Annotated in this window: 20 protein-coding genes; 5 read left to right on the top strand and 15 right to left on the bottom strand. The window is 72.0% G+C overall.

Features of this window, described 5'->3' with window-relative positions; genetic code table 11:
* Window positions 1-50: 50 nt before the first annotated feature.
* Both tsf and rpsB read right to left on the bottom strand, forming a co-directional pair.
* Window positions 51-866: a translation elongation factor Ts gene (gene tsf / locus E4P42_RS18950; RefSeq protein ID WP_135127615.1), complete on the bottom strand. Its 816-nt coding sequence runs from the start codon at window positions 864-866 to the stop codon at window positions 51-53.
* Window positions 867-877: 11 nt separating this feature from the next.
* Window positions 878-1,741 (bottom strand): 30S ribosomal protein S2, encoded by an 864-nt coding sequence (rpsB, locus tag E4P42_RS18945; RefSeq protein WP_135127614.1) that lies wholly within the window; start codon window positions 1,739-1,741, stop codon window positions 878-880.
* Window positions 1,742-2,030: 289 nt separating this feature from the next.
* Between rpsB and E4P42_RS18940 the strand changes: the two genes are divergently transcribed.
* Window positions 2,031-2,552: a murein hydrolase activator EnvC gene (locus tag E4P42_RS18940; protein WP_135127613.1), complete on the top strand. Its 522-nt coding sequence runs from the start codon at window positions 2,031-2,033 to the stop codon at window positions 2,550-2,552.
* Window positions 2,553-2,600: 48 nt separating this feature from the next.
* Complete coding sequence (locus tag E4P42_RS18935; protein WP_245234115.1) at window positions 2,601-3,596, top strand: TIGR03621 family F420-dependent LLM class oxidoreductase; 996 nt, start codon at window positions 2,601-2,603, stop codon at window positions 3,594-3,596.
* Window positions 3,597-3,650: 54 nt separating this feature from the next.
* Here E4P42_RS18935 and E4P42_RS18930 read toward each other — a convergent pair whose 3' ends face one another.
* The 3 genes from E4P42_RS18930 to E4P42_RS18920 all read right to left on the bottom strand — a co-directional run bounded on the left by E4P42_RS18930 (window position 3,651) and on the right by E4P42_RS18920 (window position 6,707).
* A complete protein-coding gene (locus E4P42_RS18930; RefSeq protein ID WP_135127667.1) occupies window positions 3,651-4,553 on the bottom strand; it encodes a tyrosine recombinase XerC in 903 nt (300 codons plus the stop codon).
* A 59-nt stretch (window positions 4,554-4,612) separates the two neighbouring features.
* On the bottom strand, window positions 4,613-5,773 hold the full coding sequence (locus E4P42_RS18925) for an alpha-hydroxy-acid oxidizing protein (RefSeq protein ID WP_135127612.1): 1,161 nt from the start codon (window positions 5,771-5,773) through the stop codon (window positions 4,613-4,615).
* 76 nt (window positions 5,774-5,849) lie between these two features.
* Complete coding sequence (locus E4P42_RS18920; RefSeq protein WP_135127611.1) at window positions 5,850-6,707, bottom strand: siderophore-interacting protein; 858 nt, start codon at window positions 6,705-6,707, stop codon at window positions 5,850-5,852.
* Window positions 6,708-6,903: 196 nt separating this feature from the next.
* Between E4P42_RS18920 and E4P42_RS18915 the strand changes: the two genes are divergently transcribed.
* Window positions 6,904-7,818 carry a zinc-binding dehydrogenase gene (locus E4P42_RS18915; protein WP_135127666.1) on the top strand — a complete coding sequence of 305 codons (915 nt, stop codon included), beginning with the start codon at window positions 6,904-6,906 and terminating at the stop codon, window positions 7,816-7,818.
* An 8-nt stretch (window positions 7,819-7,826) separates the two neighbouring features.
* On the opposite strand, the gene dprA is transcribed toward E4P42_RS18915, so the two are convergent.
* From dprA to E4P42_RS18900, 3 genes are read right to left on the bottom strand one after another with little or no spacing between them, the layout of a single operon-like run.
* Window positions 7,827-8,951 carry a DNA-processing protein DprA gene (dprA, locus tag E4P42_RS18910; RefSeq protein WP_135127610.1) on the bottom strand — a complete coding sequence of 375 codons (1,125 nt, stop codon included), beginning with the start codon at window positions 8,949-8,951 and terminating at the stop codon, window positions 7,827-7,829.
* Entirely contained in the window at window positions 8,948-10,459 is a 1,512-nt protein-coding gene (locus E4P42_RS18905) for a YifB family Mg chelatase-like AAA ATPase (protein WP_135127609.1), read from the bottom strand. The genes dprA and E4P42_RS18905 overlap by 4 nt, the downstream gene beginning before the upstream one ends.
* Window positions 10,459-10,827 (bottom strand): YraN family protein, encoded by a 369-nt coding sequence (locus tag E4P42_RS18900; protein ID WP_135127608.1) that lies wholly within the window; start codon window positions 10,825-10,827, stop codon window positions 10,459-10,461. Before E4P42_RS18900 ends, E4P42_RS18905 begins: the two co-directional genes overlap by 1 nt.
* Window positions 10,828-11,057: 230 nt before the next feature.
* Here E4P42_RS18900 and E4P42_RS18895 point away from each other — a divergent pair, with 230 nt between their 5' ends.
* Together E4P42_RS18895 and E4P42_RS18890 are read left to right on the top strand one after the other, a co-directional pair.
* Window positions 11,058-11,462: a hypothetical protein gene (locus E4P42_RS18895; protein WP_135127607.1), complete on the top strand. Its 405-nt coding sequence runs from the start codon at window positions 11,058-11,060 to the stop codon at window positions 11,460-11,462.
* Window positions 11,463-11,652: 190 nt separating this feature from the next.
* Window positions 11,653-12,477, top strand: a complete 825-nt coding sequence (locus E4P42_RS18890; RefSeq protein WP_135127665.1) for a DUF1206 domain-containing protein — start codon at window positions 11,653-11,655, stop codon at window positions 12,475-12,477.
* Between the two features lie 62 nt (window positions 12,478-12,539).
* Here the strand turns inward: E4P42_RS18890 and E4P42_RS18885 are convergent, their stop codons facing one another.
* The 7 genes from E4P42_RS18885 to E4P42_RS18855 form a co-directional block, all read right to left on the bottom strand.
* Window positions 12,540-12,935: a heme-binding protein gene (locus E4P42_RS18885; protein ID WP_135127606.1), complete on the bottom strand. Its 396-nt coding sequence runs from the start codon at window positions 12,933-12,935 to the stop codon at window positions 12,540-12,542.
* Between the two features lie 98 nt (window positions 12,936-13,033).
* Window positions 13,034-13,840 (bottom strand): acyl-CoA thioesterase II, encoded by an 807-nt coding sequence (locus E4P42_RS18880; protein WP_135127605.1) that lies wholly within the window; start codon window positions 13,838-13,840, stop codon window positions 13,034-13,036.
* A complete protein-coding gene (locus E4P42_RS18875) occupies window positions 13,837-15,057 on the bottom strand; it encodes a CoA transferase (RefSeq protein ID WP_135127604.1) in 1,221 nt (406 codons plus the stop codon). Before E4P42_RS18875 ends, E4P42_RS18880 begins: the two co-directional genes overlap by 4 nt.
* 20 nt (window positions 15,058-15,077) lie before the next feature.
* Window positions 15,078-17,279 (bottom strand): thiamine pyrophosphate-dependent enzyme, encoded by a 2,202-nt coding sequence (locus tag E4P42_RS18870; protein ID WP_135127603.1) that lies wholly within the window; start codon window positions 17,277-17,279, stop codon window positions 15,078-15,080.
* Between the two features lie 17 nt (window positions 17,280-17,296).
* Window positions 17,297-18,481 carry an acyl-CoA dehydrogenase family protein gene (locus E4P42_RS18865; RefSeq protein WP_135127602.1) on the bottom strand — a complete coding sequence of 395 codons (1,185 nt, stop codon included), beginning with the start codon at window positions 18,479-18,481 and terminating at the stop codon, window positions 17,297-17,299.
* Window positions 18,482-18,501: 20 nt separating this feature from the next.
* Window positions 18,502-19,731, bottom strand: a complete 1,230-nt coding sequence (locus E4P42_RS18860) for an amidohydrolase family protein (protein ID WP_135127601.1) — start codon at window positions 19,729-19,731, stop codon at window positions 18,502-18,504.
* Window positions 19,728-20,545 (bottom strand): FUSC family protein (locus E4P42_RS18855; RefSeq protein WP_167759544.1); only part of this gene is annotated, 818 nt, incomplete at its 5' end. The genes E4P42_RS18860 and E4P42_RS18855, both read right to left, overlap by 4 nt.

Here is a 20,545-nt window from a genome sequence, read left to right as displayed (position 1 = left end):
AAAGTGCCCCGGAACCGCAGTTCCGGGGCACTTCTGCGACTTGTCGCGGACTAGGCCTGGCCGACCTCGAACCGCACGAAGCGGGTCACGGTCACGCCGGCCTCGTCGAGCAGCGCCTTGACCGACTTCTTGCTGTCGGACACCGACGGCTGATCGAGCAGCACGACGTCCTTGTAGAACCCGGTGACCCGGCCTTCCACGATCTTCGGCAGCGCCTGCTCGGGCTTGCCCTCGTTGCGGGCGGTTTCCTCGGCGATGCGCCGCTCGTTGGCGACGACGTCCTCGGGCACGTCCTCACGGGTGAGGTAGCGGGCCTTGAGCGCGGCGATCTGCAGGGCCACGGCGTGCGCAGCGCTCTTGTCGTCACCGGTGTACTCCACCAGCACGCCCACGGCCGGCGGCAGATCCGCGGCCCGCTTGTGCAGGTAGGTCTCGACGTTGCCGTCGAAGTAGGCGACACGACGCAGTTCGAGCTTCTCGCCGATCTTCGCCGACAGGTCGGCGATGGTCTGCTCGACGGTGGTGTCACCGACTTTGGCAGCCTTGAGCGCGTCGACGTCCGAGGCCTTCGCCGCGGCGGCCGCGGCGACGATCTGCTCGGCCACCGACTGGAACTCGGCGTTCTTGGCGACGAAGTCGGTCTCGGAGTTGAGCTCGATCAGCGCGCCGTCCTTGGCGGCCACCAGGCCCTCGGCGGTCGCACGCTCGGCGCGCTTGCCGACGTCCTTGGCACCCTTGATGCGCAGCAGCTCGACGGCCTTGTCGAAGTCGCCGTCCGACTCGACGAGCGCGTTCTTGCTGTCGAGCATGCCGGCGCCGGTGAGCTCCCGAAGCCGCTTGACGTCGGCAGCGGTGTAGTTCGCCATGTAAGCCTTCCCTAGGGGTTCGCGGGGGTGGTGGGTTCGGTCTGGATCTCCGCCTCCGGGGTGCCCGGCGCGGCGCCCGCCGCGGTCGGCGAGGCGGTGGCCGTCGCACCCGCGAGCAGCTCCTGCTCCCACTCTGCGAGCGGCTCGGCGGCCGCAGAGTCAGACGCCTCGGACTTGGCGCCGGCGCCGGCGCGGGCCTGCAGGCCCTCGGCGACGGCGGCCGCGACGACCTTGGTCAGCAGGGCGGCCGACCGGATGGCGTCGTCGTTGCCCGGGATCGGGTAGTCGACGAGGTCGGGATCGCAGTTGGTGTCGAGGATCGCGATGACCGGGATGCCCAGCTTGCGGGCCTCACCGACGGCGATGTGCTCCTTGTTGGTGTCGACGACCCAGATCGCCGACGGCACCTTCTGCATGTCCCGGATACCGCCGAGGCTGCGCTCGAGCTTGTTCTTCTCGCGGGTCAGCATCAGGATTTCCTTCTTGGTGCGACCCTCGAAGCCACCGGTCTGCTCCATCGCCTCGAGCTCCTTGAGGCGCTGCAGCCGCTTGTGCACGGTGGAGAAGTTGGTGAGCATGCCGCCCAGCCAGCGCTGGTTGACGAAGGGCATGCCGACGCGCGTGGCCTCTTCGGCGATGGACTCCTGCGCCTGCTTCTTGGTGCCGACGAACATGATCGAGCCGCCGTGCGCGACGGTCTCCTTGACGAACTCGTACGCCTTGTCGATGTAGGTCAGCGTCTGCTGCAGATCGATGATGTAGATGCCGTTGCGGTCGGTGAAGATGAACCGCTTCATCTTGGGGTTCCAGCGCCGGGTCTGATGCCCGAAGTGGGTGCCGCTGTCCAGCAGCTGCTTCATGGTAACGACGGCCATAGTCAGCCATGTCCTTATGTGTTGTCGGTTGTCGCCCGGCGTCGGGTGAGGCCGGGCCCTGGTGACTGCTGGACGCCGGACCCGCCTCGTGAGGTGGGACCGCCGGCATCCGGGTACGGCACCTGAAACCAGGGACCGTGTGCAGACACGCGAAGTCAGCCCGCTCGGAGCGAACTGCAGGTAGGAGTTTACACCGTCGGAGCAGGTGCTTTGTCCACACAGCGCCCGTCATCCCCAGCCTCCGCCTTCGGGGTTGCCGTGACCATCGGCAAACCGCTGAACTGCATGGATGCGGGTGTTCGTGGCATGTGTCGTGCTCGCCGTCGCGTGGGCCGCGCCGGTGCGCGCCGATGACGGCCGCCTGGACTGGCCGCTGCGCCCGCGACCGGCGGTCCTGCGGACGTTCGACGCGCCCGCGCTGAAATGGCAGCCCGGTCACCGCGGCGTCGACCTGGCCGCACGGCCGGGCCAGGAGGTTCGGGCGGCCCGGGCCGGGACGGTGGTGTTCGCCGGTGAGCTGGCCGGCCGGCCGCTGGTGTCGGTGGCGCATCCCGGAGGCCTGCGCACCACCTATGAACCCGTCGCGCCGTCGGTCCGGGCCGGCCAGACCGTCGCGACCGGCGCGGTGCTCGGCGCGGTGGTCGACGGGCACGCGGGCTGCCCGGCCGCGGCGTGCCTGCACTGGGGTGCGATGTGGGGTCCGGCGTCGCGCACCGACTACGTCGATCCGCTGGGACTGCTGACGACGACCGAGATCCGGCTCAAACCGCTGGCCGCCGGGCCGTCACCCGCGGGGGCGATATCGCGCTGAGGGCGAAACGACGCGCCGCGCGTGGCGGTCTCGCGCAGACTCGTCGTCATGCCGGCCCACTCAACCGCCGCCTTCCCCGCAACGGATGCCCAGCGCCGCCGCCCGATGCGTTTCGGGCTGACGACCGCGCAGCCCAGGGCGGGGGCGCCGCAGCGTGAGTTCGCGCTCGCGGTGGAGGCGGCCGGTTTCGACGTGCTGACGTTCGCCGATCACCTGGTGCCGACGGTGCCGCCGTTCGCCGGGGCGGCCGCGGCGGCGGTGGCCACGCAGCGACTGCGGGTCGGCACCCTGGTGCTCAACAACGACTTTCGCCATCCGGTGGAGACGGCCAGGGAGTCGGCCGGGGTGGCGACGGTCTCCGACGGCCGCTTCGAACTCGGCCTCGGCGCCGGGCACATGAAGTCGGAATACGATGCCGCAGGAATCACGTTCGCGCACAGCGGAGTTCGGGTCAGCCGACTGGAGGAGTCCGCCCGTATCATCCGGGCACTGCTGGACGGCGAGGCCGTCGACGTCGCCGGTGCGCACTACCGCGTGCGCGCCGAGGCGGGTGCACTGGTGGCGCCGCCCGAGCACCGAGTGCCGATGCTGATCGGTGGCAACGGGGACCGGGTGCTGCGGCTGGCGGGCCGGCTCGCCGACATCGCCGGCTTCGCGGGCATCACCCACAACCACGACGCCACGGAGGTGACGCTGTCGCACTTCGGCCCCGACGGTCTGCGCGACCGCATCGCGGTGGTGCGCGACGCCGCCGGAGACCGGTTCGCCGACATCGAACTCAACGCGCTGATCCAGGCCGTGGTGGTGACCGACGACCGGACGGCCGCGGCGGCGGAGCTGGCCGCGACGATCGGCGGGGTGTCGGGCGACGAGTTGCTCGACTCACCGTTCGTGCTGCTGGGCACCCACGCCCAGATGGCCGACACGCTGGCCGAGCGCCGGCGGCAATTCGGCGTGAGCTACTGGACGGTGTTCGACGCGTGGGCGGGCCGCCCGTCGGCGATGCCCGACATGGCGAAAGTCATTGCGCTGCTCCGCTCTTAGCGATTTCGGCGTGGTTGGTCGCGCTGACCGCGACCGGCGACACCGAAATCGCGGCTACGCGCGCGGGTGGGCCTGGTCGTGGACCGCCCGCAGCCGCGCCACGGTGACGTGGGTGTAGAGCTGGGTGGTCGCCAGCGTCGAGTGGCCCAGCAGCTCCTGGACGATGCGCAGGTCGGCGCCGCCCTCGAGCAGATGCGTTGCGGCACTGTGCCGCAGCCCGTGCGGGCCGATGTCGGGGGCGCCGTCGACGGCGCCGACGGTCTGGTGCACGACGGTGCGGGCCTGGCGCGGGTCGAGTCGGCGGCCGCGGGCGCCGAGCAGCAGCGCCGGGCCGGACTGCGCGGTGGCCAGCGCAGGACGGCCGTCGGTCAGCCAGGCCCGCAACGCCTGGTCGGCGGGTTCGCCGAACGGGACGGTGCGTTGTTTGTCGCCCTTGCCCAGCACGCGCAGCAGCCGGCGGGCGGTGTCGACGTCGTCGACGTCGAGGCCGCACAGCTCGCTGACCCGGATCCCGGTGGCGTACAGCATCTCGACGATCAGCCGGTCGCGCAGCGCCAGTGGATCACCCTGCTGCGCACCGGATGCCGCGGCGGTCATCGCCTGTAGCGCCTGGTCCTGGCGGAGCACCGACGGCAGGGTGCGGCGGGCCTTGGGCATCTGCAGCCGGGCGGCGGGGTCGGTGTCCATCAGGCCACGCCGCGACGCCCAGGCGGTGAAGGTCTTGACCGCCGAGGTGCGGCGCGCCAGCGTGGTGCGCGCGACGCCCGCCCCGGCCTGCGCCGACAGCCAGCCACGCAGCAGCGGCAGGGTCAGCGCGGCCGGACCCGGGTCCGCGTCCCGCTCGGCGACGAACGCGAACAGCGACCGCAGATCGCCCCGGTAGGCCCGCCGGGTGTGCGCGGAGCGGCCGCGTTCGAGCGCCAGGTATGCGTCGAACTCGTCGAGAAGCGCCTCCACGGCGGGGGCGGTGCTGCCGTCGTCCACCGCCCCACCGTCGTCAGCGCGGCCGCCGTTGTCTAGCCGACCCGCCGCAGCGTGTCCGGGGTGAGATCGGCCAGCGTGGGATAGCCGTCGACGGCCATGATGAGGTCGGCCTCGGCGAGCAGCGAGCGCAGCACGTGGACGACGCCGTCGATGCCGCCGAGGGCCAGCCCGTAGGCGTACGGCCGGCCGATCCCGACCGCGGTGGAACCGAGCGCGAGCGCCTTGACGATGTCGGCGCCGTTGCGGATGCCGGAGTCGAACAGCACCGGCAGGCCGTCGGCGGCCTCGACGACTCCGGGCAGACAGTCGATGGCGGGCAGACCGCCGTTGGCCTGGCGGCCGCCGTGGGTGGAGACATAGATGCCGTCGACCCCGGCGTCCTTGGCGCGGCGGGCGTCGTCGGGGTGGCAGATGCCCTTGAGGATCAGCGGCAGCGAGGTCAGCGAGCGCAACCACGGCAGATCGTCCCAGGTGAGCGGGTTGCCGAACAGCGACACCCACTGCAGGATTGCGGCCTGCATGTTCTCCTCGGGCGGCTGGGCGAGCAGCCCGCGGAACACCGGGTCGCTCAGGTAGTTCGACAGGCACTTGCCGCGCAGCTGGGGGAAGTTCGACGTCGACAGGTCACGCGGGCGCCAGCCGGGGACCCAGGTGTCGAGCGTGACGACGATGCCTTGGTAGCCGGCCTTCTCGGCGCGCTGCACGAAGCTGGCCGCCAGGTCGCGGTCGGTCGGGGTGTACAGCTGGAAGAAGCCGGGCGTGTCGCCGAATTCGGCGGCGACGTCCTCCAGCGGGTCCTCGGTCAGCGTGGAGACCATCATCGGGACGCCGGTGCGGGCGGCGGCCCGGGCGGTGGCGAGGTCGCCGTGACCGTCCTGGGCGCAGATGCCGATGACGCCGATCGGCGCCATGAACACCGGCGACGGCAGCGTCAGTCCGAACAGGTCGATCGACAGGTCACGTTCGCGGGTGGCGCGCAGCATCCGCGGCACCAGGCCGTAGCTGTCGAACGCGGTGCGGTTGACCCGCTGGGTGCGCTCGTCGCCGGCGCCGCCGGCGACATAGGAGTACACCGACGGCGGCATCGCGGCCTCCGCGTTGGCCTCCCACTCCTCGAACGTCATCGGGAGTGTCGGCATGATGCCGGACAGGCCCTGCAGGTAGATCTCGAACTGGTAGTTGCTGAACGACATGCCCGTCAGCGTGCCAGCCCGGCGGCAACACGCCGTATGCGACGCGCGAAGACGCGTCGGGCGACGGCGCCGTGGGTCAGCCCTTCGACTCCGCCTTGGCCAGTTCGGCCTTCCACTGCCGGAACGTCTCCTCGGTGCGGCCGCGGCGCCAGTACCCGGAGATGGAGTTGGCCCACTTGGCCTCCACGCCGCGTTCCTTGCGGATGTAGGGCCGCAGGTTGTGCATGACGGCCTGGGCTTCGCCGTGGATGAACACCTGGACCTGTCCGGGCAGCCACGCCGTCTCCTTGACCGCGGCGATCAGCGGTGAGTGGTCGCCGGCCGCCTCCTCAGGAACCAGGTCGGCGCGCCCGCCGCGGTAGATCCAGCTCACCGAGACCCCCTCGGGCGCCGTCAGCGGCACCTCGTCATCGGGGCCGGCCACCTCGATGAACACCTTGCCGACGGCGTCGTCGGGCAGCGACTCCACCGCCGCGCTGATGGCCGGTAGGGCGGCCTCGTCGCCGGCGAACAGATGCCAGTCCGCGGCCGGATCCGGCGCGTACGCGCCACCCGGCCCCATCAGGTGGATCCGGTCACCGGGCTGGGCCGCCGCCGCCCACGGACCGGCGACACCGTGCTCCCCGTGGACGACGAAATCGATCGTGATCTCGCCGCGCTCGGGGTCGACGCGGCGGACGGTGTACGTGCGCACCACCGGCTGGTGTGCGGGTGGCAACTTCTTGAAGCTGTCCATGGTCAGCGGCTGGTCGAGCTCTGCGGTGTCGACGTGGTCGGGAACGAACACGAGCTTGACGTAGGCGTCGGTGAAGTTGTTGGGGCTGAAGGTGCCGAACCCGTTCTCCCCGTTGCCGCCGAGCACCACGCGGACCATGTGCGGTGCCAACTGCTCGGTGCGCACCACCTCGAACGCGTGCATCGGTCGTCCAGCCACGGGTCTCCTCCAGATCTTCATGTCGTCGTCGAGCCTACGAGCGCGGCGCGACGCGCGGTGGCCTACATCGGGTCGGCCCGTGCGCGCGTCGGTCACGGCTCCGGTACCCATTGTCCAGCGGTCGATGCGGTGCGCCACCGTGCCGCCGATCACGCGGGTGCGGAATAGCCGGCCGGTGGGCCCGGTTGGCGCCGATATGCGCGCGGTGATCTACGACCCCGATGCCCCGACCAACCTCGGCTTCGGCGAGGTCGCCGAACCGGTGCCCGCCCCCGATCAGGTGCTCGTCGACGTCACGGCGATCGCGCTGAACTTCGGCGAGATCCACTGGATCGAGAATGCCCGCCGCCCCGGCGAGGTGCCCGGGTGGGACGCCGCCGGGGTGGTCGCCCAGCCGGCCGCCGACGGCAGCGGCCCGCCGGTGGGTGCCCGGGTGGTCACCTTCGACTGGTCGGGCGGCTGGGCGCAACGCCGGGTCGCGGCGACCGGCAACGTCGCCGTGCTGCCCGACGCGGTCGACGTCGCGGATGCGGTCGCCCTTCCCGTCGCGGGAGTGACTGCGCTGCAGTCGCTTCGAGCGCTCGGACCGGTGGTGGGCAGGCGCGTGCTGATCACCGGGGCCTCCGGTGGGGTGGGCCGCTTCGCGGTGCAGCTGGCGGCCCGCGCGGGCGCTCACGTCATCGCCGCGGTCGGCAGCGCCGCGCGCGGGGACGGGCTGCGCGAGCTGGGTGCCGACGAGGTCGTGGTCGGCCTGGACGGTCTGTCCGGCCCCGTCGACGGCGTTCTCGACAGCGTCGGCGGGCCGCTGCTGACCCAGGCGTTCAGCCTGCTGGGCGAGGGCGGATCGCTGCAGTCCATCGGGATGGCCTCGGGTCAACCGTCGACCATCGACTTCGAGACCGAACGGCGGGCGGGGGTGCGCAAACGGCTGGAGCCGTTCAACGCCCGGCCGCCGTTCCGCGCCGATCTGGACTATCTGCTCGGCCTGGTGTCCCGGGGTGAACTCGACCCGCAGATCGGCCTGCGCGACTCTTGGGACAACGTGGCCACAGCCGCGGAGGCGCTGCTGAACCGCCAGGTCAAGGGCAAGGTCGTGCTGGACGTCGCCTAGCCGCCCGGTCACCGCGTCGGCCGTTTCGCGAGGCTCCAGCGGCCGCCGCGGTGGACCACCAGCCCGGCCAGCTCCAGCGCCGCGAGCGGGCCGAGCACCGCATACGCGGCGATCCCGGACGCGACGGCGATCTCATCGGCGGTGCGCGCGGCGCGCGGCGGCAGCGCGTCGTACACCCGCCGTTCGGTACCGGACAGATCGTCCAGCGGTGAGGCGGGCGTGATCTCGGCCTCGGCGAACTCCCCCATCCGGCCCACCACCTCCACGACCTCGTCAGCGCGCGTGACCAGCTGGGCGTTACCGCGCAGCAGCCGGTGACAGCCCACCGACGCCGCCGAGGTCACCGGCCCGGGCACCGCGCACACCACGCGGCCGAGCGCCTCGGCCCATCCCGCGGTGTTCGCCGCCCCGCTGCGCGCTCCCGCCTCCACCACCACCGTCGCCCCCGACAACGCGGCGACGAGCCGGTTGCGGGTGAGGAACCGCGACCGGGTGGGCCGCATCCCCGGTGGGTACTCGCTGACCACCAGACCGTCGGCGGCGATCCGCTCGAGCAGCGTGGTGTGCGCGGCCGGATACGGCACGTCGAGCCCGCCGGCCAGCACCGCCACCGTCACCCCGTCGGCGGCCAGGGTGGCGCGGTGCGCGGCGCCGTCGATGCCGAAGGCGCCGCCGGAGACCACCGCCACGTCCCGCAACGCCAGACCGGTCGCCAGCTCGCCCGCGACATGCTCGCCGTAGGCGGTGGCCGCCCGCGTGCCGACGATCGCCGCGGACCGCTCGGCCACGTCGTCCAATCGCACCGGACCCACCACCCACAGCACCAGCGGCGCCGACGCCTGCGGCCGGGTGGCGGCGTGGAACGCGAGGAAGCTCAGCGCCGGCCATTCGTCGTCGCCTGGGGTGACCAGCCGCCCACCCATCCGGGCCAGTGCGTCGAGGTCCTCTGGCACACAGTCGTATTCGCGCCGCGCCTCGGTGCGGCGACGCAACGCGTCACCGACGTCGCCGCGGCGCACCTTCTGCGCGGCCGCCACCGCACCGTGCTCGGCGACCAGCGCCGCCAGATCCGGGCACGGCGGTTCGGCCACCCGCGACAGATACGCCCACGCGCGCTGCTCGTCGGCACTCACCGCGCACCCGCCACGTTCCGGAAGCTCAACGCGGTGGTGACGTCGTCGCGGTCGGGCGTGGTGCGCCCGCCCAGATCCGCCAACGTCCACGCCACGCGCAGCGAGCGATCCAGCCCGCGGATACTGATCTGCCCGCGGTCGAGCGCTGTGTTGAGCGGTTCCATGACCTTGGTGGGCAACCGGAACCTGCGCCGCAGCAGCGGGCCGGCGACTTCGGCGTTCGTCCGTATTCCGTACGGCCGCCACCGGTCTCCCGACGCCGACCGTGCCTCGGCGACCCGGGCGCGCACCGCGTCGGTCGACTCCCCGGCCTCCGGCGCGTACGCCCCCGCACGCGCCGGGTGCATCTCGACCCGCAGATCGACCCGGTCGAGCAGCGGACCCGACAGCTTGCCGAGGTAGCGACGTTTGATGCCCCCCGGACACGTGCAATCCTTGGGGTCGGGTGGGGCGCACGGACACGGATTGGCGGCCAGCACCAACTGGAAGCGGGCGGGATAGCGCGCCACACCATCGCGTCGGGCCAGGCGGATCTCGCCGTCCTCCAGCGGTGTCCGCAGCGCCTCCAGCGCGCTGACCCGAATTTCGGCGAACTCGTCGAGGAACAGCACCCCGCGGTGGGCGCGGCTGACCGCGCCGGGCCGGGCCAGCCCGGCGCCGCCCCCGACCAGCGCCGCGACGCTTGACGTGTGGTGCGGCGCCACGAACGGCGGCCGGGTGATGAGCGGCGCGTCGCCGGTCAGCAGACCCGCCACCGAGTGGATCGCGGTCACCTCGAGCGACTCCTGCTCCGAGAGCGCCGGCAGCAGGCCGGGAAGGCGTTGGGCCAGCATCGTTTTGCCGACTCCCGGTGGGCCGGTCAGCATCAGGTGGTGCGCACCGGCGGCGGCCACCTCCACCGCGTACCGGGCGTGTGCCTGGCCGACCACATCGGCCAGATCGGCACCGACGCCGAATGCTGCCGGCGCCCCGGGAAGACGCGGATCCAGTGGCGCCTTGCCGCCGAGCCACGCCTGCAGATCCCCCAGCGTGCGTACCCCCCACACCTCGATGCCGTCGACGAGGCTGGCTTCGGCGAGGTTGTCGTACGGCACGACGACGGCCGGCCACCCTTCGCGTTTGGCCGCGACCACCGCGGGCAGCACCCCCTTGACCGGGCGCACCCGGCCGTCGAGCGCCAATTCGCCCAGGAGCACGCTCTTCTCGAGCCGTGCCCACTCCTTCTTGCCGTGGGCACACATCACCGCCGAAGCCAGCGCCAGGTCGTACACCGACCCCATCTTCGGCAGCGTCGCCGGGGACAGCGCCAGGGTGAGCTGGGCCTGCGGCCACTCGGCACCGCAGTTGTTGATCGCCGCGCGGACGCGGTCGCGGGATTCCTGCAGCGCCGCGTCGGGCAACCCGACCAGATGCACCCGGGGCAGCCCGTTGGTGATGTCGGCCTCGATCTCGACGATCACGCCGTCGAGGCCGACCACCGCCACGGAGAACGCTCTGGCCAGCGCCATCACGCCACCCCCGTCAGATGGGTGATCTCCGGGGTGCGCTGCCGGCCGATCCGGATGCCGATGACGTCGATCCGCACCGCCGGCCAGTGCTCCTCCTGAGCGGCCAGCCACAACCCGGCCAACCGGCGCAGCCGGCGCAGTTTCTGCGGCGTGACCGCCTGCGCGATCCCGCCGAAGCGGTCGGTGGTGCGGGTCTTCACCTCCACGAACACCACCGTGCGCGACGCGGAATCGACCGCGATGACGTCCAGTTCGCCGTAGCGGCAGCGCCAGTTGCGGCACAGCACCCGCATGCCCAGCGATTGCAGATGCTCGACGGCCATCTGCTCACCCAGCGCGCCGATCGAGGCGCGTGTCCACGAAGTCATGCCCCCACCCTGCGCGGAGCCACCGACACCGTTGCCGCCACCACGGCGGGTTATCCCCAAGGGCTGATTCATTCACAAGCCGCCCCATCCACGACACCGGCTCCGCGCCGGAGAAGGCGGATTCCCCGAGCCGCGGATCGGCGAATCCGCTGTGCCGCTGTCGGATCAGGCATACCGTTCCGGTAGGTGTCGCGCATTCGCGACCCCATCGCAATACAGGACGAACGATCATGTTGAAGAGATTCCTGGCTTCTGCGGTGGCCGCGGGGGCCCTCTCGGTGCCCCTCGGCGGGATCGCAGTGGCCGACCCAGACATCGACAACCCGGGCCTTCCCGGGAACATCGACGGCGTCAGTCCCGGCTCGGCGATCAGCGATCTCGCGCAGGTGCCGGGCCAGTCCACCCCGGAGACCGTGTACGAGGTGACAGCAGGCCGTGTCCGCACTCCTGGTGAGGAGGTGAGGAACTTCGCACCCAGCATCCCCGTCAGCATCGGCGGCGTCAGCCCGGGCTCGGTGATCAATGACTTCGCGCAGGAGCCGGACCAATCCACACCCGAAACCGTCCGCGCAGCGACGGGGGGCTCGGCTCAGACTCCCGGCGACGCCGTCAGCGACGTCGCGCACGACAAGTAGCCGACGAGCAAGTCGAGAGTTGGTGCCCGCCCGATCGGAGCGGACGCCGGCGGCGACGGACGATCCGCCGGCGAAGACAGCCGTGGGTCGGCGATCACGCCCGGCCAGCACCGTTTCACCCGCGTCAAAAAGGGGGTATACGCCCGCCATCGTCGCGGGGCGGACCGACAACGAGGAGGGTCACATGAGCATGAGCGCGAGACCGGGGTACGGCGGCGTGCACGGCGCCGTCGACCGGGCCACCAACAGCGACGCCTTCCAGAACGCCGCACGCGTCGGCTACGCCGCCAGCGGGGTGCTGCACCTGCTGGTCGGCTACATCGTCCTGCGCCTGGCGTTGGGCAGCGGCGGCAGCGCCGATCAGTCCGGCGCATTGGCCACTCTGGCGGGTCAGACCGGCGGCAAGGTGGTGCTGTGGATCGCCGCGGTCGGCCTGTTCGCGCTCGCGCTGTGGCACCTCGCCGAATCGGTCGTCGGCAGCAAGCCCGGTGAGCGCACGGGAGACGACGACTCACCGGCCTGGAAGCGCGCGAAGTCCATCGGCCTGGCGATCGCCAACGCGGCAATCGCGTTCTCGGCCATGCGGTTCGCGATGGGCAGCGGCCACTCCAGCGGTCAGCAGAACTCGAGCATGTCGGCCCAGCTGATGCAGTCGGGGTGGGGCAAGCTGCTGCTGATCCTGGTCGGCCTCGGTGTCGCCGCAGTCGGCGGCTACCACATCTACAAGGGCGCCACGAAGAAGTTCCTCAAGGATCTGCGGGTGTCCGGCGGCACCGGGATCACCGCGGTCGGCGTAAGCGGCTACGTCGCCAAGGGTGTGGTGCTCGGCGGCGCCGGGCTGCTGGTGATCGTCGCGACCCTGCAGGCCGATCCGGCCAAGGCGTCCGGCATCGACGCCGCGGTCAAGACGCTCGGTCAGGCCCCGTTCGGCAAGTTCCTGCTGATCGCCGCCGCGGTCGGCATCGCCGCCTACGGCGCTTACAGCTTCGTGCGCAGCCGCTACGGGCGGATGTAACCCACCCATACGACGACACCGCCGCCACGGTCAGACCGTGGCGGCGGTGTTCGTTGACGGGGCTACTGGGCCAGTTCGTCGAACAGCAGCGACAGCTGGCCGGGCGACACCGCGACGCCGCACTGGTTGCGCTGATCGATCAGCGGCCGGGCGATGTTGCGCAGGTCCAGGTATTCGTTCGGGTGCGCCTCGAAGTAGGCCCGCACCGACGCCTCGGCCTCACCGGCCGGCAGCGACGCCGCGCGGGTCAGCACGTCGTTGGCACCCGGATGGGAGTTCAGGTAGCCGCCGGCTGCGTTGAGCACACCGCTGGCCGTGGTGGCGAAGCTGCTCGCGGTGCACGCCGGCTGGGCGCTCGCGGTCGGCGCAGCGATCGTCGCCGCCGCGACTCCGCCGAGCAGGCAGGCGGCGAAGGTGCCGCCCAGTCCGCGGCGGGCGGTCGTTGCAGACAGTCTCATGGGGTGTCCGTCCTCGTCGGTGGTAGGGATCTCGGTCGCAAAGACCCCCGCCCCATACCCCGCAGTTTGCGAGATCAATCACTTGACGGCGCGTTCGGCTACCCCTCGCGGTCGGCGATCAGCCCCTCCTGGACCAGCGTGGCGGCGATCACGCCGTCGGCGCGCACCAGGCCGGCGGTGATCACGCCGCGCCCCCTGGCGGCGGCCGGGGACCGCGATTCCAGCAGGTTCCACTGCCCCGCGTCGAGCGGGTGATGGAACCACACCGACGAGTCGGTGGTGCCGCTGCGGTGGGTGCGGGCGCGCATCGAGTGTCCGTGCACGGCCAGCGCCGGGTCGATCATGTAGAGGTCGGTGACGTACACCGCGACCAGCGTGTGCAGCAGCGGGTCGTCGGGCAGCGCCACCGTGGCCCGCCACCACATGCGGCGCACGAACTCCCCGCCGGACCGGTCGTCGGCGATGCGGATGTCGAGTTCGTCGAGCGGCACTGACGGCGCCGGCCCGGGCGGACCGGTCGGCGCCAGCGCATCGGGGCCACGCGGCGGCAGCGGATGACGGCCGTGCTCGGGTCCGGCCATCGGCGCCGCGAACGACACGGTCGCGGTGGTGAGCAGCCGGCCCGCCTGGTGGGAGTCCACCCGCCGCGCGGCCGCGGTGCGCCCGTCGAAGGTCGGGACGACGGTGTAGTCGACCGGATCGCCGGCCTCCCCGCCGCGCAGGAACTGCAGGTGCATGTTGGCCGGCGGCCGGTCCGCGCCGACGGTGCGGGCGGCCGCGGCCAGGCTCTGCGCGGCGAACTGACCGCCGTAGGCACGCTTGCCCTCCGGACCACTGGCCCGCCCGATCCAGGCATGCTCGTCGGCGCCCGGGCGCAGCTCGAGCAGGTCGAGCAGCCGGCTCATGATGCGCCCGAACCCGTTGCCACCGCGCCGGATTCGCGCAGCCGGTCCACCTCGTCGGCGCTCATCCCGAGCCAGCCGGTCAGGACGGTGGCGGTGTCGTCACCGAGCGCGGGGGCGGACACCGCGGGCGCGTAGGCGCCGTCGACCGCAATCGGCAGGCCGGGGGCGAGGTGGCGGCCGATGCGCGGCTGGTCGAGCTCGGTGAACAGCGGATTGGCGGTGACGCGGTCGCCGGCGGCCGCCTCGGCGAAGCTGCGGTAGCGCTCCCACAGCACCGAGGTGCCCGACAGCGCCGCGGCGACCTCCTCGGCGGTGTGCGCCGAGAACCACACGGTGAACAGCCCGGTCAGCGCATCGCGGTGCCGGTAGCGCTCCCCCTCGTCGCTCAGGTCTGCGCCGAGCGCTTCACCCAGCGCGGCAACGGCTTTCGTGGTCCCGGTGAGCTCCGCAAGGTCGGTGAAGTGGCGGTTGGTCAGCACCACGACCATGAACGCGGCCCCGTCGCTGCTGACGAAGTTCTGCCCGTAGGTGCCGAACAGCGAGTTGCCCAGCCGCGGCCGCTCCCCGCCGGTCACCATCGGCTCGGTCAGGAACGCCAGGTTGCCCGCCGTGGCCAGCGCGACGTTCTCGAGCGGGATGCTTATCCGCGCGCCGGCGCCGGTGGTGTCGCGGTGGCGCAGCGCCGCGGTGACCGCGAGCGCGGTGTAGAGCCCGCATGACACATCCCACGCCGGCAGCACGTGGTTGACCGGGCCGGTCAGGTTCGCGGGCCCGGTCACCAGCGGGAAGCCGGTGGCGGCGTTGACCGTGTAGTCCACCGCGGTGCCGCCGTCGGCGCGCCCGGACACCTCGACGTGGATCAGGTCGGGCCGGTGTTCGCACAGCGTGTCATACGAATGCCACGGCCGCCCCGCGACGTTGGTGATGAACACCCCGGCGTCGGCGATCAACCGGGTGACCAGGTCGCGTCCCTCGGCCGCGCGCATGTCGACCGCCATCGAGCGTTTGCCCTTGTTCAGCCCGGCCCAGTAGATGCTCTCGCCGGCATCGGTCACCGGCCAGCGGCGGTAGTCGGCGGCCCCGCCGATCGGGTCCACCCGCACCACCTCGGCGCCGAGCTGGGTCAGCGTCATCCCGGCCAGCGGCACCGCCACGAAGCTGGAGATCTCGACGATGCGCACACCGGACAGCGGCCGGAACGGATCCGTGGCAGGCATCGGATCAAGTTAGCAAGGCGTCAGCCCGCCGCCGTGCGGGCCAGCTTGATCGCGGCCGTCTCGATGGTCTCCTCGCGCAGCAGCACCTGCAGCGCGGCATCGCCGAGGGGGATGAAGCTGTCGCGGCTGGCCACCCGGTCGACGCGGCCGGTGTAGCCGTGCGCCAGCAACGTCGCCAGCACCCCTTCACCGACGCCGCCGGTCTCCCGCGTCTCGTCGACGATCAGGACGCGGCCGGTGGCGCCGGCCTCGCGCAGCATGTCCTCGACGGGCAGCGGCGCGAGCCACCGCAGATCGACCACCCGCACGTCGATGTCCATGTCCCGCAGGCGGCGCGCCACCCGCAGGCTCATCCGCACCCCGTTGCCGAACGTCAGGATCGTCAGGTCGGCGCCGTCGCCGTAGGTGCGGGCGCGGCCGATCGGCGCCGCGGTCCGCGGATAGGGCGCCAGCCACTGCTCGTCGCCGTCGTCGTAGAGATCCTTGGTGTGGTACAGCGCGATCGGCTCGAGGAACAGGCACACCGCGCCTGCGGTGTGCGCCGCGGCCACACACGCGTGCATCATCGCCGCGGCGTCGTCGGGCCGGGCCGGGGACGCGATCACCACGCCGGGAATGTCGCGCATCGCGGCGATCGAGTTGTCGTTGTGGAAGTGCCCGCCGAAGCCCTTCTGGTAGCCGTAGCCGGCGACCCGCACGACCATCGGATTGCGGAACTGCCGATCGGCGAAGAACCCCAGAGTCGCGGCCTCCCCGCGGATCTGGTCGGCGGCGTTGTGGAAGTACGCGAGGTACTGGATCTCCGGGATCGGCAGCAGCCCCGAGACCCCGGCGCCGAGCGCGAGACCGAGGATGGCCTGCTCGTCGAGCAGCGTGTCGAACACCCGGGCCTGCCCGGCCTTGGCCTGCAGCCCGCGGGTGACGCCGTACACCCCGCCCTTGCGGGCGACGTCCTCGCCGAAGATCAGCACGTCGCGGTGTGCGGCCAGCACGTCGCCGAGCGCCCGGTTGATCGCCAGCGCCACCGTCAGCGGCGCGGACTCGGCCTGCGCCGCCGGGGGAAGCGGCGCACCTGATGCGGCCACCGCTTCGTCGAGGCCGTCGCGCAGCGGGCGCAGCACCGCGTCGGGACTGTCGAGTTGCGGCGCGTCCATCACCTCGGTGGCCATGCCCAGGACCGACTCGCGGGTGGCCTCGTACCGGTCGAGCACCTCGGCGGGCGTCAGGACACCCTGTGCGACAAGCATTCTCGCGGCGCACAGCACGGGATCGCGGTCGTAGTCGGCGAGGATCTCGTCGGGCCGGCGGTAGGCCGGTTCGTAGTCCGACCCGGCGTGGCCCATCAGCCGCACGGTGGACAGGTGCAGGAACGCCGGGCGGCGCTGGGCCCGCACCCAGTCCGCGGCGGCGCGCGTGACCTCCAGGGTGGCCACCAGATCCGAGCCGTCGGCAGCGAAGTACTCGAGGCCCTCGCGCTGGGCGTAGGTGCGGGCGATCCATCCCCGCGGCGTCCTGGTGGAGATGCCGATGCCGTTGTCCTCGCAGACGAACAGCAGCGGCATCGGCATGCCCTGATAGGCGGTGTGCATCGCGGTGTTCAGCGCGCCGACCGCGGTGGAGTGGTTGGCCGAGGCGTCACCGAAGCTGCACACCGTCACCGCGTCGTCGGCCCACGCACACGGCACGCCGAGCTTGCGGGCCCGCGCGACGGAGAACGCGACGCCGACCGCCCGCGGCAGGTGTGAGGCGATGGTGCTGGTCTGCGGGATGATGGCCAGATCGGCGCGGCCGAACACCTTGTGCCTGCCGCCGGAGATCGGCTCGTCGGTCGCGGCCACCAGTCCGAGCAGCACGTCGCGCAGTCCCGGGGTGAGCCCGCCGTCGACCTGCTGGGCCCGGGACAGGAAGAAGCCACCCGAACGGTAGTGCAACAGTGCGGGATCGGTCGGCCGCAGCGCCGCGGCCACCGCCGCGTTGGCCTCGTGGCCCGAGGAGCCGATGGTGTAATACCCGCGCCCGTGGGCGCGCAGCCAGCGCGCGGCCAGGTCCAGGTGCCGGCTGCCCACCGCGGCGTCGAAGAGCGCCAACGCCTCTGCCACCGTGACCGACGACCCGTCGCGCACCGGATCGGCGCCGGCGCGGCGCGGCGCCGCGGCAGGCGTCAGTGCGGAGACGGTCGTGGTGAAGTGGTCGTCGAGTGCTTCGCGTTTGGTGTCGGCCACCGAAGTCTCCTGTTGATTCAGCGGAACGCGGACATCCCCGTCAGTGCCTGGCCGATGACCAGGGTATGCATCTCGCTGGTGCCCTCGTAGGTGAGCACCGATTCGAGGTTGTTGGCGTGGCGCATCACCGGATACTCCGAGGTGATGCCGCTCGCGCCGAGGATGGTGCGGGCGGTGCGGGCGATGGTCAGCGCCTCGCGCACGCTGTTGAGCTTGCCGAGACTGACCTGGTGCGGGGCGATCTCGCCGGCGTCCTTGCGGCGGCCCAGGTGCAGGGCCAGCAGCACACCCTTGGCGTATTCGACCTCCATGTCGGCCAGCTTCTGCTGCGTGAGCTGGAATTCAGCGATCGGCTTGTCGAACTGCCGGCGCGAGCGCGAGTAGTCCAGCGCGGTCTCCAGGCAGTCGCGGGCGGCGCCCAGCGCGCCGAACACGATGCCGAACCGGGCCTCCCCGAGGCAGCTCAGCGGAGCCCGCAGGCTGGTGGCGCCGGGCAGCCGGGCCGACTCGGGCAGCCGGACGTCCTCGAGCACCAGCTCACTGGTCACCGAGGCGCGCAACGACATCTTCGAGTGCAGAGTGTGGGCGGTGAACCCGGGGGTGTCGGTGGGCACCGCGAAGCCGCGGATGCCCTCGTCGGTGCGGGCCCAGACGATCGCGACGTCGGCGACCGATCCGTTGGTGATCCACATCTTGGCGCCGTTGAGCACCCAGTCGTCGCCGGAACGCACCGCGCGGGTGCGCATGCCGGCCGGATCGGAGCCGTGGTCGGGTTCGGTCAGGCCGAAGCAGCCGATCGTGGTGCCGGCGGCCATACCGGGCAGCCACTGCTGCCTCTGTTCCTCACTGCCGAATGCGTGGATGGCGTACATCGCCAGGGAACCCTGCACGCTGACCAGCGAACGGATCCCGGAGTCACCGGCCTCCAGCTCGAGGCACGCCAGGCCGTAGGCGACCGCCGACGTGCCCGCGCACCCGTACCCCTCGAGGTGCATGCCGAGCAGCCCGAGCTCGCCGAGTTCGCGGGCGAGTTCGCGGGCGGGCAGTTCGCCGCGTTCGTACCAGGTGGCGATCTCGGGGGCGATGCGGCGTTTGACGGCCGAGCGCACGGTGTCGCGGATCTGGCGCTCCTCGTCGCTGAGCAGCGGGTCCAGTCCGAACAGGGTGTCGGGTGACAGCGGTTCGTTGATGGTGGCGGACAACGGTTCTCCTTGGCGGCGGGTCAGCAGCAGCCGGTGCTGCGGGCGGGGGGTGCGGGGGCGGGTGCCGGGTCGGTGACGGGGTGGCGCCAGCTCACCGCCCGGCTCGGGGGCGGGGTCTGGCGGCTGCGCGTGGGCACCAGCGCGACGCCGTCGACGAGCACAGTGGCGATACCGGGAAGGTCACCGAGCGCGAAGCACTCGAGGCCGTCGGACGCCGTCGATCCGGTGATGGGGCCGAGCACGAGCAGGTCGGCGGGCCGGCCTTCGGCCAGCACCCCCGTGTCGAGGCCGTGGGCGTGGGCGGTCTGACCGGTCGCGGCCGCGACCGCCGCGACGGGATCCACACCGCACACCGAGGCGAGATAGCAGATGTTGCGCAGCATCCCGCGCGGGATGACGCCGGTGCCGCCGGGAGTGTCGGTGCCGAGGGTGAGGCGGTGCAGTTCGTCACGCCGGATCAGGTGGTCGGCGACGACCTTGGTGGCGCGGTAGTTGTTGGAGCTGCACACCTCGACGTACGCCGACGGGAGTTCGGCGACGATGGTGGCGATGTCGGCGTCCGGTGCGGGGATCGGGCCGCCGGAGATGTGGCCGACGATGTCGGGCCGCACCGCCAGGACGACGTCGCTGCCCGCGACGCGGCTCGACCCGGACCGGGAGACGCCGCCGGAGTGCAGCTTGACGGTCATCCCGCGGTCGTGGGCCCACTCGACGTAGCGCTGGGCCTCACCGTCGCCGAGGCGGTTCCAGTCGTAGAAGATGAACTTGAGCTGATCGATGCCCTCGGCGTGGGCCCGGTCGAAGTGCTCTTCGGTCATCCCCGGTACCAGCAGCACGGTGCCGGCGTTGACCTTCACCCCGGACGGGCGCATGCGGCCGGTGGTGTGTTTCGAGGTGATCGCGATGGCCAGCACCAGTTCGGGGGTGAGCGCATCGAAGGCGAGGCCCGGGATGTGCAACTCGCCCGCGGACACCATCGACGTGGTGCCGCCGTGCAGATAGTTGCCGATCCAGCCGATCGCGTCCTGCGCCGGCGTCCACTCGCCGAAGGTGGGGTGGACGTGCCCGTCGACGAGGCCGGGGATGACGGTGAGCCCGCCCGCCGACAGCACCTGATCGGGTGCGGGATGGTCGGCGTCGATGCCGGTGATCACACCGTCCTCGATGACCAGCGAGGTGTCGCGCAGCGGTGCGACGGCGGCGTCGCCACACACCAGCAGCCCGATGTCCTGCACCAGCAACGTGCTCACCGCACCTCCTCACGTTGGATTTTGTATACACTATCCGATGCATCCGATCGGCGGAAGTGGCGGGCCGCCGCAGGCACCGCGAACACGACCAGGACGACGATCGCGGCGCCGGCGAGATTCATCGCGAGCCGGACACCGCCCTCGTACCACGGGAACCAGTGCGGGAATTCGCTGACCACAAGCAGCACCGGTGGCCCGGTCACCGCCCACCACGTGTAGTTCACCGGCCGCAACGCGAGCGCGAGGACGAACAGCGCCACGGTCACCGCGACCGCCACGGGGATCGCCGGATGCGCGCCGAGCAGACCCGCGGCCAGCACCGCTCCCACCGTGTTGCCGGAAAGCCGTTGCGCCAGCCGCGTTCTGGTGGCCGGCCGGCCGGGCTGGATCGTGAGCAGCACGCTGGTCACCAGCCAGTGGCCACCCACCAGGTCGTCGGGCAGGCAGGCCGCCAAGCCCACGGCGATCGCCACCGCCGACGCGACCCGCACGACATGCCCACGGTCCACCGCCCGTCGGCCCGGTTCGGGCGCCGGCCGGCTGGGACCGGAAACACGCAGTGCCACAGCGGTCCTCGCCAGCAACCACCACAGCGCCCACGCGCCGAACACGGTGGCCGCGCCGATCGCGTAGGGCACCGCTGCGGCGAGGCTCGGCCCGGCGCCGGCGTCGAGCGCGATCAGCACCACGGCCAGACCCGCGGTGGCGCCCACCCGCTCGATCAGGGCGCCGACCACGGCCGCGGCGACCGTGGACAGCGCCAGCGCCCACGGGTGTCCGGCGGTGGCCACCACCAGCGCCGCGCCGGCCAGCA

Origin of the sequence: Mycobacterium sp. PS03-16 (assembly GCF_004570325.1) — a bacterium.
GTDB lineage: Bacteria > Actinomycetota > Actinomycetes > Mycobacteriales > Mycobacteriaceae > Mycobacterium.
The sequence above is the reverse complement of the archived record's forward strand: the minus strand, read 5'-3'. Positions and strand labels throughout refer to the sequence as shown.